At 67.5% G+C, this 12,629-nt stretch carries 16 protein-coding genes; all 16 read left to right on the top strand.

The features are described 5' to 3' along the window. The first annotated feature begins 35 nt into the window (after positions 1-35). The 16 genes from HH110_RS17500 (at position 36) to HH110_RS17575 (ending at position 12,589) form a co-directional block, all read left to right on the top strand. The gene (locus tag HH110_RS17500; protein ID WP_176990837.1) at positions 36-584 is read left to right on the top strand and encodes an HAD family hydrolase; all 549 of its coding nucleotides are present in this window, start codon (positions 36-38) and stop codon (positions 582-584) included. After that, positions 581-1,147, top strand: a complete 567-nt coding sequence (lptC, locus tag HH110_RS17505) for an LPS export ABC transporter periplasmic protein LptC (RefSeq protein WP_176990838.1) — start codon at positions 581-583, stop codon at positions 1,145-1,147. The genes HH110_RS17500 and lptC overlap by 4 nt, the downstream gene beginning before the upstream one ends. Next, positions 1,125-1,700 (top strand): lipopolysaccharide transport periplasmic protein LptA, encoded by a 576-nt coding sequence (lptA, locus tag HH110_RS17510; protein WP_176990839.1) that lies wholly within the window; start codon positions 1,125-1,127, stop codon positions 1,698-1,700. The genes lptC and lptA overlap by 23 nt, the downstream gene beginning before the upstream one ends. Further along, positions 1,700-2,419 (top strand): LPS export ABC transporter ATP-binding protein, encoded by a 720-nt coding sequence (gene lptB / locus HH110_RS17515; protein WP_176990840.1) that lies wholly within the window; start codon positions 1,700-1,702, stop codon positions 2,417-2,419. The genes lptA and lptB overlap by 1 nt, the downstream gene beginning before the upstream one ends. 42 nt (positions 2,420-2,461) lie before the next feature. Next, positions 2,462-3,901, top strand: a complete 1,440-nt coding sequence (locus HH110_RS17520) for an RNA polymerase factor sigma-54 (protein WP_176990841.1) — start codon at positions 2,462-2,464, stop codon at positions 3,899-3,901. Between the two features lie 58 nt (positions 3,902-3,959). After that, positions 3,960-4,286, top strand: coding sequence for a ribosome-associated translation inhibitor RaiA (gene raiA, locus HH110_RS17525; protein WP_046274055.1), 327 nt, complete (start codon positions 3,960-3,962; stop codon positions 4,284-4,286). 21 nt (positions 4,287-4,307) lie between these two features. Next, complete coding sequence (locus HH110_RS17530) at positions 4,308-4,760, top strand: PTS sugar transporter subunit IIA (protein WP_121043141.1); 453 nt, start codon at positions 4,308-4,310, stop codon at positions 4,758-4,760. After that, a complete protein-coding gene (gene hprK, locus HH110_RS17535; protein ID WP_176990842.1) occupies positions 4,757-5,707 on the top strand; it encodes an HPr(Ser) kinase/phosphatase in 951 nt (316 codons plus the stop codon). Before HH110_RS17530 ends, hprK begins: the two co-directional genes overlap by 4 nt. Beyond that, positions 5,704-6,600, top strand: a complete 897-nt coding sequence (gene rapZ / locus HH110_RS17540; RefSeq protein WP_176990843.1) for an RNase adapter RapZ — start codon at positions 5,704-5,706, stop codon at positions 6,598-6,600. The genes hprK and rapZ overlap by 4 nt, the downstream gene beginning before the upstream one ends. Positions 6,601-6,728: 128 nt before the next feature. Continuing rightward, on the top strand, positions 6,729-7,121 hold the full coding sequence (locus HH110_RS17545) for a PTS sugar transporter subunit IIA (protein WP_019185401.1): 393 nt from the start codon (positions 6,729-6,731) through the stop codon (positions 7,119-7,121). Continuing rightward, the gene (locus HH110_RS17550; protein ID WP_019185400.1) at positions 7,114-7,383 is read left to right on the top strand and encodes an HPr family phosphocarrier protein; all 270 of its coding nucleotides are present in this window, start codon (positions 7,114-7,116) and stop codon (positions 7,381-7,383) included. The genes HH110_RS17545 and HH110_RS17550 overlap by 8 nt, the downstream gene beginning before the upstream one ends. Before the next feature lie 59 nt (positions 7,384-7,442). Continuing rightward, complete coding sequence (gene ptsP / locus HH110_RS17555; RefSeq protein WP_176990844.1) at positions 7,443-9,161, top strand: phosphoenolpyruvate--protein phosphotransferase; 1,719 nt, start codon at positions 7,443-7,445, stop codon at positions 9,159-9,161. 226 nt (positions 9,162-9,387) lie between these two features. Continuing rightward, a complete protein-coding gene (mgtE, locus tag HH110_RS17560; protein WP_176990845.1) occupies positions 9,388-10,749 on the top strand; it encodes a magnesium transporter in 1,362 nt (453 codons plus the stop codon). 14 nt (positions 10,750-10,763) lie between these two features. Further along, the gene (locus tag HH110_RS17565) at positions 10,764-11,030 is read left to right on the top strand and encodes a hypothetical protein (RefSeq protein WP_176990846.1); all 267 of its coding nucleotides are present in this window, start codon (positions 10,764-10,766) and stop codon (positions 11,028-11,030) included. 67 nt (positions 11,031-11,097) lie between these two features. Continuing rightward, positions 11,098-11,898, top strand: coding sequence for a prolyl oligopeptidase family serine peptidase (locus HH110_RS17570; protein WP_176990847.1), 801 nt, complete (start codon positions 11,098-11,100; stop codon positions 11,896-11,898). A gap of 235 nt (positions 11,899-12,133) precedes the next feature. After that, positions 12,134-12,589, top strand: a complete 456-nt coding sequence (locus tag HH110_RS17575) for a transposase (protein WP_176990848.1) — start codon at positions 12,134-12,136, stop codon at positions 12,587-12,589. Positions 12,590-12,629 lie beyond the last annotated feature (40 nt).

The following is a 12,629-nucleotide window of genomic DNA, read 5'->3' on the forward strand; positions in this document are numbered from 1 at the left end:
TGCCTTCCTCCATTCAGCTGAGCTCCCCCCAGACGATGCCTTACTCCCCGTTGCCCGGTTTCCCGTCCCACCTGCATGCCGCCGCCGGCCGTATCCGGCTGGCCTGCTTCGACGTGGACGGCACGCTCACCGACGGTCGGCTCTACTACGACAAGGACGGCAACGAGAGCAAGGCGTATTACGTGCAGGACGGACTCGGCCTGAAACTACTGCAGCAGCATGGTATCCACCCGGTGCTGATCACCGCGCGCAACAGCCAGTCCGCGCTCCGGCGCGGCGCGGACCTGGGCATCGATACCCAGATCGCGGTCGGCGACAAGCTGGCCAGCGTCAAGGCGCTGTGCGGGCAGCACGGCATCGGCCTGGACCAGGTGGCCTTCATGGGCGATGACCTGCCCGACCTGGCCCCGCTGTGCGCGGTCGGCCTGGCGGTCGCCCCGGCCAACGCCCACCCGTGGATCGCCGAACGCGTGCACTGGCAGACCCGCAGTGACGGCGGCCAGGGCGCGGCGCGCGAGCTCTGCGATGTGCTGCTGGCCGCGCAGGGCCATGTGGACGCGGTGCTGGCGAGGTTCGGCGCATGAACATGCGTACCGCCATCGGGGGCCTGCTGCTGGCCGCCGCCCTGCTGACCGGCTGGCTGGCCCTGCACCATCGCGGCAAAGCCCCGGCGGCCGAGGGCGAAGATGCCACCAAGGATTACGTGCTGCACGATTTCCAGATCGTGGCGCTGGACGAACAGGGCAAGGAATCCACCACCCTGCGCGCCCCGCTGCTGGAACGCGCGCGCAGCGATGAGACGATGACCCTGACCACCCCGGTGTTCCTGCTGCCCGACCAGGACGGCAACCACTGGGAAATGCGCGGCGACAGCGGTTGGGTCAGCGCCAAGGGCGACCAGCTCAAGCTCACCGGCAACGTCAGCGGCGACAGCCCCAAGGTTGCCGGCACGCCGCCCACCACCTTCCGCACCGATCACCTGGACGTGTTCCCGAAAGAGAACCGTGCCAAGACCGATGCCCGGGTCACCATGACCCGCCCGGGCCTGTCGCAGACAGGCGTCGGCTTCGAAGCCGACATGAAAACCCGGCAGTACAAACTCCTTTCACAGGTCAAGACCCGCTATGAACCGAACGCTGCCCGCTAAGCTCGCGCTGCTCGCCCTGCTGCTGCCCGGCGTGGCGCTGGCCAAGTCGTCCGACCGCAACCAGCCGATGGACCTGGAATCCAACAGCAACGACTGCAACCTGACCGATGATGCGGGCAAGTGCACGTTCACCGGCAACGTGGTGATCACCCAGGGCACCCTGGTGATCCACGCCGCCAACGCCGATCTGTTCCGCAAGAACGGCGATATCGAACGCGTCGTGCTGACCGGCAAGCAGGCCACGCTGGAACAGGAAATGGATGACGGCTCCAAGATGAATGCCTGGGCCGACAACATGGATTACAACGTCAACAGCGAAGTGATCATCCTCACCGGCAACTACAAGGTCGAATCGCCGCGCGGCACCAACAGCGGCCAGAAGATGACCTACAACACCCGCACCGGCAACATGCAGAGCGGTGGCGACGGCACGCGCGTGCGCACGGTGATCCAGCCCAAGAACAAGGGCGCCGCACCGGCTGCCCCGGCCGCCAAACCGGCCACGCCGGCGGCCAAGCCTGCCGCCGCGCCGGCCACCGGGAGCAAGAAGTAATGCTCGTCGCCAAAGGCCTGCGCAAGCGCTACAAGCAGCGTGAAGTCGTCAAGGATTTCGGGCTGACCCTGGAGGCCGGTGAAGTGGTCGGCCTGCTCGGCCCCAACGGTGCCGGCAAGACCACCTGCTTCTACATGATCGTCGGCCTGGTCGAGACCGACGCCGGCAGCATCGTGCTGGACGGCAAGGACATCACCAGCGACCCGATGTATACCCGCGCCAAGCAGGGCGTGGGCTACCTGCCGCAGGAACCCTCGGTGTTCCGCAAGCTGACCGTGGCCGACAACCTGCGCCTGGTGCTGGAACTGCGCGAAGACCTGGACAAGGCCGGCCGCGAAAAGGAACTGGCCGGCCTGCTGGACGAGCTGCAGATCAACCACGTGGCCGACCAGCTGGGCGCGAGCCTGTCCGGTGGTGAGCGCCGCCGCTGTGAAATCGCCCGCGCGCTGGCCGCCAAGCCGCGCCTGATCCTGCTCGATGAACCGTTTGCCGGCGTCGACCCGATCTCGGTCGGTGAAATCCAGCGCATCGTCACCCACCTCAAGCAGCGCGGGATCGGGGTGCTGATCACCGACCACAATGTCCGCGAAACCTTGGGAATCTGCGACCGCGCGTATATCCTCAACGAGGGCAGCGTGCTGGCACAGGGCGCGCCGGACGAGATCCTGGCCAACGCCGACGTCCGCCGCGTCTACCTTGGGGACACCTTCAAGCTCTGATCCAGCGGCCGCCGCAACGCCTTCCTTCCGTTCGGCACAGGCATGAAAGCACGGCTGCAGACATCGATGGGGCAACACCTGGTCATGACGCCGCAGCTGCGTCAGGCGATCAAGCTGTTGCAGATGTCCAGCGCCGAGCTGGAGCTGGAAATCAACGAGGCGGTGGAGACCAACCCGCTGCTGGACTGGGCCGAGAACGCTGAACCGGCGCTCGACGCCAGCCCCGGCGAGGACGCGCCGCCGCCCGCCCCCACCGATACCCACGCCGACGGCGAACACCAGGTTTCGGCCAGCGATGACTGGTCGCCCGGTGAAGGCGACTGGACCAGCGGCAGCAGCGGCGGCTCGTTCGACGATGACGACAACGGCAGCGCCGCCGAGCGCGTGGCCGAGACCGAATCGCTGGCCGACCACCTGCTCTGGCAGCTGCACCTGTCCCACCTCTCGGCCCGGGACCGCAGCATCGGCGCGGCCCTGATCGACGCCTTCGAAGACGACGGCTACCTGCGCGAGCCGCTGGCGGCCATCGCCGAGACCCTGCGTCCGGGCATCCAGGCCGACGAGGCCGAAATCCTGACCGTCCTGCACCAGATCCAGCGTTTCGACCCGGTCGGGGTCGGTGCGCGCTCGCTGGGCGAATGCCTGGACCTGCAGCTGCTGGTGCTGCCCGCCGACACCCCCGGGCTGGCCCTGGCCCGGCGCATCGCCGATGGGCCGCTGGAGCGCCTGCCGCGCAGCGGCGTTGCGGGCATCGCCCACGAGCTGCGCGAGCCGGTGGCCGAGGTCGAGGTCGCCGTGCAGCTGCTGCGCTCGCTGGACCCGCGCCCGGGCACCCAGATCGGCGAGCTCTCCCACGACAGCTACGTGGTGCCGGACTGCGTGGTCTGGCGCCAGAACGGCGTCTGGCGCGCGGCCCTGGCCGGCCATGCCGGGCCCCGGGTGGTCATCCACCGGGGCTATGAACAGATGATCCGCCGCTGCGGAGAAGCCGACGCCGGTTACATGCGCGCTCACCTGCAGGAGGCGCGCTGGCTGCTCAAGGGCCTGGAGGCCCGCGGCGAGACCCTGCTGCGGGTCATGCGCTGCCTGCTCGACCAGCAGGCCGCCTTCCTGGAGTTCGGCGAACAGGCGCTGCGCCCTCTGACCCTGCGTGAAGTGGCCGGCGAGCTCGGCCTGCACGAATCGACCATTTCCCGGGCGATCGCCCGCAAGTACGTGCGCACGCCGCGCGGGACCCTGCCGCTGCGCGGGTTCTTCGCCTCGGGCATCGATACCGACAGCGGTGGCGAAGCCTCCAGTACCGCCATCCAGGCCATGCTGCGCCGCCTGATCGATGACGAGAACCCGCGCAAGCCGCTTTCTGACGCCAAGCTGGCTGACCTGCTCAAGACCTCGGGAATACCGGTGGCGCGACGCACCGTGGCGAAGTATCGTGAAGCCATGAACATTTCCGCCTCGCACGAAAGGGTAAGAATCGTCTGACGCTCCACCGCGCCCGGCGGGAAGGTTCATTGGCACATCCGAACAAAGGAGAAACCCGATGCACATCGAGACGTTTGGCAAGGACCACCTTGAGATCACCCCGGCTCTGAACGAGTACGTGGAGACCAAGCTGGAACGGCTGAGGAAGCACTTCGACCAGCACTGCGAGGTTCGCGTGCAACTGTCGATCCGCAAGCCGGAGCACCATGCCGATGCGAGTGTGAATGTTCCCGGGCAGACTCTGCACGCGGACGCCAGCGGCCCCACCATGTACGCCGCGATCGACATCCTGGCCGACAAGCTCGACCGCCTGGTCATCAAGCACAAAGAGAAAAAGCAGCAGCACGCACCGCAACCGCTGCCGGTGGGCGACAATGAGGGCTGATGCCCTCGTTTCCACCCCGACATGCCTCTGACTGATCTTCTGGCGGCCGTCCGCACGCAAGTGCTGCCGGCCGCCGATCGCGACAGCGTGCTGAAGGCCGCAGCCCGCCTGCTGGCCTGCCGCGAAGCCAACGCCGAGCTGCTGTACCAGAACCTGTGCCAGCGCGAGACGCTGGGCAGCACCGCCATCGGCCATGGCATCGCCATCCCGCACGGCCGTGCGCCCCTGCTCGAACGCCCCCGCGGCGCGCTGCTGCGGCTGGAGTCGCCGGTGGAGTTCGGCGGCGATGAGCCGGTGGACCTGGTCTTCGCGATTGCCGTTCCCGCGCATTACACCCATCAACACCTGATGCTGCTGTCCGAGCTGGCCGAGCTGTTCTCCGAGCCGGCCATCCGCCAGGCGCTGCGCGAAGCGCGCGACGGCGACGAACTGCGTCGGGTCATCGAATTTCCCCCGCCGGCGAGTGCCGCATGAATACCAGCATCACCGCGCGCGAACTGTTCGAACAGCAGCGCGACCGTCTCGCCCTGCGCTGGATCGCGGGGCAGAAAGGCGAGCGCCGTGAGCTGGAAGCCGGCAACAAGGTCTCGCGCCGCCCCTCGTTGGCCGGTTACCTCAACGCGATCTACCCGAACAAGGTGCAGATCCTGGGCACCGAAGAGCTGTCCTGGCTGGACTCGCTGGACTCGCGCCAGCGCTGGGAGACCATCGAGCGGATCATGCAGTCGCATCCGCTGGCACTGGTGATCACCCGCAACCAGTCCTGTCCGGAAGACCTGCGCGCGGCCGCGGACGAATCGCAGACGCCCCTGTGGATCTCGCCCAAGCGCGGTCATGAGCTGCTCAACCACCTGTCCTACCACCTGGCGCGCACGCTCGCGCCGCGGGTGATCCTGCATGGCGTGTTCATGGAGATCTACTCGATCGGCGTGCTGATCACCGGCGAGGCGGGCTCGGGCAAGAGCGAGCTGGCGCTGGAACTGCTCAGCCGCGGCCACCGGCTGGTCGCCGACGATGCCCCCGAGTTCACCCAGATCGCCCCGGACGTGCTCGACGGCACTTGCCCGGAGCTGCTGCAGGACCTGCTGGAAGTCCGCGGCCTGGGCGTGCTCAACGTGCGCGAGATGTTCGGTGATACCGCTGTAAAGAAGAACAAGTACCTTCGGCTGATCGTCCACCTGACCAAGCCGATGACCGAGCCCACCCCCTACGGCTATGAGCGCCTGACCGGCGACTCGGGTACCCGCCACGTGCTGGACCTGGACGTGCCGCTGATCACCCTGCCGGTGATGCCCGGCCGCAACCTGGCCGTGCTGACCGAAGCCGCCACGCGCCTGCACATCCTGCGGACCAAGGGCATCGACCCGGCCGCGATGTTCATCGCCCGCCACAGCAACATGTTGGAACGCCGCACGCCATGAACACCCCCGCCCCCGCCTCCGCCCCGACCGCCGCCACCCTGATCATCGTCAGTGGCCTGTCCGGTTCCGGCAAGACGGTCGCGCTGAAGACCTTCGAAGACCTCGACTACTACTGCTCGGACAACCTGCCGATCGACCTGCTGCCGGATTTCGTGCGCAGCCTGCTCGGTGATCCCGGCCGCGAAGCCCCGCGACGGCTCGCGGTCGGCATCGACGTACGCGCGCAGAGCGACCTGACCCAGCTCTCGCACTGGCGCGAAGATGCCAAGGCCGCCGGCCTGGATGCGCAGCTGCTGTTCTTCGATGCCACCGATGAAAGCCTGCTCAAGCGCTACGCCGACACCCGTCGCCGCCATCCGCTGAGCCAGCTTGGCCTGTCGCTGCCCGAAGCGATCGCCCGCGAACGCGAACTCACCGCGCCGCTGCGCCGCGCCGCCGATGCGGTGATCGATACCACCAGCCTCAACGTGCACCAGCTGCGCCGCAAGGTCGTGACCGAATTCGCGCTCGCCTACGGCAACAAACTGTCGCTGCTGTTCGAATCGTTCGCCTACAAGCGCGGCGTCCCGGCCGAAGCCGACTTCGTGTTCGACGTGCGCGTGCTGCCCAATCCACACTGGGACCCGGAGCTGCGCCCGCTGTCCGGCCGCGATGCCGGCGTGCGCGAGCATCTGGACGAACAGCCCGATGTGCAGCGCTACGCGGCCCAGCTCGTCGATTTCCTCGATACCTGGCTGCCGCGGCTGGGCAATGACACCCGCAGCTACGTCACCGTCGCCTTCGGCTGCACCGGCGGCAAGCACCGCTCGGTCTACATGGCCGAACGCATGGCCCGCCATGCCCGCGACCAGGGCTGGCCCGAAGTGGCCACCTTCCACCGGGAACTGGACTGAACGCGGCACTTCCGGACCGCCCTGTCCTGCCCCGACCCGGGACAGGCCATCGGCACGCTGAACCGCGGAACACAGCAGTCTTTCACGCGTGCTATCGCCAATTCATGTTGACCTGTTAACGTTCGGGAATGACCTGTGGCATTCTCCTCGTAACTCATCCCGGTGTCGGCACGGCCCTGCTGGACGTGGCGACACGGCTGCTGCGGCACCTGCCGCTGAAGACCGAAGCTTTCGAAGTACCGTTCGACGCAGATATGGACGTCCTGCTCCCGCTCGCCTCGGCCGCTTTGCGCCGGGTGGACAGTGGACAGGGCGTGCTGATCCTGACCGACCTGTACGGCGCCAGCCCCAGCAATCTGGCCGGGCAACTGGCGCGTCTGGGCACCCCCGCACGCCGGGTTTCGGCGCTGAGCCTGCCGATGTTGATGCGGGTGATGAATTATCCGGAACAGGGACTGGATCAACTGCCTGCCACAGCCGCGGCAGGCACTCGCAATGGAGCGATTGTCGACGATGCTTGAACGTGAACTCACCGTATCCAACCGCCTGGGCCTGCATGCCCGCGCCACTGCCAAGCTGGTGCAGGAGCTGGCGCCGTTCCGCTGCAACGTGACCATGGCCGCCAAAGGCCGTGAGATCAATGCCAAGAGCATCATGGGCGTCATGCTGCTGGCCGCCGGCCAGGGCACCCCGGTCACCGTACGCATCGACGGCGAAGACGAAGCCGCCGCGATGGACGCGGTGGTGGCCCTGTTCGAACGGCGTTTCGACGAGGACAACTGAGCATGGGGGGGCAACCGCGATCGGGATCTTCCGCACCGGCCCGGACCGCGTCCGGGGCGATGCTGTTGTCCGGCCACGGTGCCTCGCGCGGCAATGCCCTGGGCCGTGCCCGGGTGCGCCTGCCGCATGCCCTGGAAGTCGCCGAGCAGCGCATTCCGCCGTCCAAGATCGACGCCGAACTGACGCGCCTGCATGTGGCCGTGGAAGCGGCACGCGGCGAAATGCACGATCTGCGGCAGCGCCTGCATGGCGCGCTCAACCAGGAGGTCGGCGAGTTCCTCGACCTGCATGCCCTGCTGCTCGATGACCCGGAGCTGCTGTTCGGGCTGGACGAGCTGATCCGAAGTGGCCCGTACAGCGCCGGCTATGCCCTGCGCGTGCAGCGCGATCGCCTGGCCAAGGTCTTCGATGGCATGGACGATGCCTACCTGAAGAGCCGCATGGACGACCTGGACCATGTGATCGGGCGCATCCATGCCTTCCTGCAGAAGCGCCCGCCGGACGTCAAAGGCATGGCCGGCGAGATCCTGATCTGCGACAACATCGCGCCCTCCGAGCTGGCCCAGCTGCAGGCCCACGGCGTGGTCGGCATCGTCACCGCCGGCGGCAGCGCACTGTCGCACAGCGCGATCCTGGCGCGCAGCCTGCACCTGCCCTTGATCGTCAACGTCCCGAACGTGCTGCAGAAGGTCGCCGACGGCGACGTGCTGATCATGGACGGCAGCGACGGCACGGTCACCATCAACCCGCAGGCACCGGACCTGCGCGATTACCGCGTGCGGCTGCGCGAACACGCGCGCGAACAGCGCGAGCTCGGCCGCCTGCGCACCAAGCCGAGCCGCACCCGCGACAACGTCGACATCGCCCTGCTGGCCAATGCCGAATCCAGCGAAGACGTCACCCAGGCGCATGCGCTGGGCGCACACGGGCTGGGCCTGTACCGCACCGAATTCCTGTTCCTGCAGCGCAACGAGCTGCCGGACGAGCAGGAACAGTTCGAGACCTACCGCGATGCCGCGCTCGGCATGAGCGGGCGGCCGGTCACCATCCGCACCCTGGACCTGGGCGCGGACAAGGCCGACCGCACCGGGCTGACCCTGAGCAACGAAGAAAATCCCGCGCTGGGCCTGCGCGGCGTGCGGCTGTCGCTGGCCCGGCCGAAAGTGGCCGACACCCAGCTGCGCGCGATCCTGCGTGCGTCGGCCTACGGCAAGCTGCGCATCCTGATCCCGATGGTCAGCACCCGCGAGGAAATCCTCGCCGTGCGCCGGCGCCTGCACAAGCAGGCCGAGCTGCTGCGCGCCGAGGGCCACGAAGTCGCCGAGCACATCCCGTTCGGCGCGATGATCGAAGTCCCGGCCGCGGCGATCGCGCTGGAGAGCTTCATCGACCTGGTCGACTTCCTCTCCATCGGCACCAACGATCTGGTCCAGTACCTGCTCGCCGCCGACCGCAACAACGAAGCCGTGGGCGAGCTGTATTCGCCGCTGCACCCGGCGGTGGTGCGGCTGCTGGCGCATATCCTGCGCACCGGCCAGGCCTACGACATCCCGGTGGCGGTCTGTGGCGAGATCGCGGGCGACCCGATGATGACGCGCCTGCTGCTCGCGCTGGGCCTGACGGAATTCAGCCTGCACCCGGGCACGCTGCTGGAAGTGCGCCGCGCGGTGCGCGACAGCGACCTGTCCGTGCTGCAGGCGATGGCGCCCAAGCTGCTGCAGGCGCGCGACCGCCGCGGCATCGAACGCTGGATCGAGAAGGCCAGCCTGGACCGGTAGTGCCGGCCGCTGGCCGGCTCCGCATGAACCTTCGGATCGGTATGCGTGGTTGCCGGCCAGCGGCCGGCACTACCGGAGCGCTCCGTCCGATGCATGCATCCGCCCATCGCAACGGTCGTGCCCTACCCGATTGACACACAAGCACGCGATAATGACGCGGTGACCACCGCCCATGCCGCATCCTCGACCGGATAGCGGCCTTTTTCTTTTCCCGCAGGAGCTGTGCATGGCCGAAGCCGTACGCCACGACAAGACGGCACGCCAGCTGCGGCTGTTGTCCGATGCTCTGGACAGCGGGCGACTGGGTCCGGTGCGCCGGCTGGTCAATACCCTGGCGCCGGCGGAGATCGGCAACCTGCTCGAATCGCTGCCCCCGGGCAAGCGCGAAATTGTCTGGGGCCTGGTCGATCCGGAAGACGATGGCGAGGTACTGGTCCACGTCGGCGAGGAAGTGCGCGAAAGCCTGCTGGCCGACATGGACCCGGACGAGATCATCGCCGCGGTCGAAGACCTGGACATCGATGACCTTGCCGACCTGGTCGAAGACCTGCCGGACACGGTCATCGATGAAGTGCTCAAGTCGATGGACCGCGAGAACCGCGAGCGGCTCGAGCAGGTGCTCTCCTATCCCGAGGACAGCGCCGGCCGCCTGATGAACCCGGACGTGGTGACCGTGCGCGCCGACGTCAACGTCGATGTGGTGCTGCGTTATCTGCGCCTGCGCGGCGAACTGCCGGACCACACCGATCACCTGTTCGTGGTCAGCCGCCGCCATCAGTACCTCGGCCGGCTGTCGCTGGCCGCGCTGGTGACGCACGAGGACAACACCCCGATCAACCGCCTGATCGATGACGAACAGCCGGCGATCGACGTCGGCGAGAGCGCCGAGGAAGTCGCGCGCCAGTTCTCCGATCATGACTGGGTCTCCGCCCCGGTGGTGGACGACAACAACATCCTGCTCGGCCGCATCACCATCGATGACGTGGTCGACATCATCCGGTCGCAGGCCGAGCACCAGGCGCTGGGCGCGGCCGGTCTGGACGAAGAAGAAGATCTGTTCTCGCCGATCAAGCGCGCCGTGCGCGGTCGCGTGGTCTGGCTCGGCATCAACCTGTGCACCGCGTTCCTGGCGGCCAGCGTGATCGGCCAGTTCGAGCTGACCCTGCAGAAGGTGGTCGCCCTCGCCGTGCTGATGCCGATCGTCGCCGGCGTCGGCGGCAATGCGGCCGTGCAGGTACTGACCCTGATGGTGCGCGGCATCGCGCTGGGCCAGGTCGGCCAGAGCAACGCGCGCATCCTGCTGTGGAAGGAATCGCGGGTCGCGCTGATCAACGGCACCCTGATCGGCACCGTGGTCGGCATCATCGCCTACCTCTGGTTCCACAGCTTCCTGCTCTCGCTGGTGATCACGATGGCGCTGATCATCAACTTCTGCGCGGCCGCCCTGGCCGGCGTCCTGCTGCCGCTGCTGCTCAAGCGCATGAATGTCGATCCGGCCGTGGCCGGCACCGTGGTGGTCACCGCCGTCACCGACGTCATGGGCTTCTTCAGCTTCCTTGGCCTGGCCAGCCTGATCCTGCTGCACTGACCCTGGACTCCCGCATGGCCGTGACCCTCGACAATTACTTCGTCCCCGGCTGGCGCGACGCGACCTATACATGCGCCGCCTGCGAATGGCAGGGCAGCGCGCGGCAGATGCCGATGGAGCTGCACGAAGACGAAGCGCAGTTCGACTGCCCGCAGTGCGAGAACCCGATCCTGCTGGTGGTGCACCCCAGCCTGGCCCAGGTGCAGGCCGCCGCCGCCGAGGGCCACCCCGAGGCGATCGAACAGCTGGACATCCTCGCCTCGGTACCGCGCCCGCACTGATGCACTGCAAGATGCCCCGGCGCGCCACCGGGCCTAGACTGAAATCGATTTCAATCAAGGCACGGCAATGGCGCGACGCTGGGGTGGATGGCTGCTGTGGACGGTGGCGATGATGACGGTGGCCGGCTGTGCGAGCAGCCCCGATACGTCGGGTGGCCGGTTTGTCGGCCGCGCGGTCAAGGTCGATGGCCAGACCGCCTACTACCAGGTGTTCGTACCGCGCACCGCAGCCGCCTCGCGCGGCGACCTGCCAGTGGTGCTGTTCCTGCATGGCTCCGGCGAACGGGGTCGCGACGGCCGCCGGCAGACCCAGGCCGGTCTCGGGCCTTACCTGCGCCAGCACGCCGCCACCTTCCCCGCGTTGGTCGTGCTGCCGCAGACCCCGGACGACCAGGAATGGTCGGGCGGGAACAACCGCATCGCGCTGGCCGCGCTGGATGCCGCCATCGCCGAATTCGGTGCTGATCCGCGGCGGCAGTACCTGACCGGCATGTCGATGGGCGGCTACGGCAGCTGGAACATCGCGCTGGACGCGCCACAGCGCTTCGCCGCGATCGTGCCGGTGTGCGGCGCGGTCCTGGCCCCGCGCGCGGTGCGCCCCACCCTGTTCGTCGAGGACGTCGCCCACGAGGCCGATCCGTACGCGGCCATCGCCCAGCGCCTGCGCAACGTCCCGATCTGGATGTTCCATGGCGCGCTGGACGACGTGGTGCCGCCGGAGGACGACCGCAAACTGCACGCCGCGTTCCAGCAGGCCGGGGCAAAGGATGTGCGTTACACCGAGTACCCCGACGGCAACCACAACGCGTGGGACGCCACGTATGCCGATGCCGCGATGTGGGAATGGATGTGGGCGCAGAGGCGGTGATGGACATTTTCGGTAGTGCCGGCCGCTGGCCGGCTCTGCAACATTCCGTCATCGCGCCATGCTGTTCGTGATCGCAGACGCTCCGTGGAGCCGGCCAGCGGCCGGCACTACCCCGTCACGTTGTGGATCATGCGGAGCCGGCCAACGGCCGGCACTACGCTCTCGTGGTATTCCGCGATAAGCGCTTGCGGCCTTGCCCGACACCGTGGTGCTGCGGAATCACTGACGATGCACCATGAGTTCTTCTCGACTACGCGCAGGGCGCTGTTCGATTCCAGGGCAGACCTACGTCCTTACGATGGTCTGCCACAACCGTCGGCGTTGGTTTGATGATCCCGACGTTTCCGCGATCGCGATGTTCGGCCTGAAGGAAATGGACGACCGTGGATATGCACGATCCCTTGCCTGGGTCGTCATGCCCGACCATCTGCACTGGTTGCTGGAGCTGAAAACGAGCCCACTCGCCGACATCGCTCGACGCTTCAAATCATCGACCGCCTTGGCGATCAATCGCGCGCAGGGTCGCGGTGGTGCGCTGTGGCAAGCGGGCTACCACGATCACGCCGTTCGCTCCGATGCGTCGCTGCGTCGGCATGCGATGTACATCCTGGGGAATCCGATCCGGGCAGGTCTGTCAGAGCAGATCGGAGACTACCCGTACGCATGGACCCTATGGCCTCATGACCGGTAGTGCCGGCCGCTGGCCGGCTCCGCAACAGACATCGGGAGCC

Source organism: Stenotrophomonas sp. SAM-B, from assembly GCF_013387485.1.
In the GTDB taxonomy this organism is placed as follows: Bacteria; Pseudomonadota; Gammaproteobacteria; order Xanthomonadales; family Xanthomonadaceae; genus Stenotrophomonas; species Stenotrophomonas maltophilia_AA.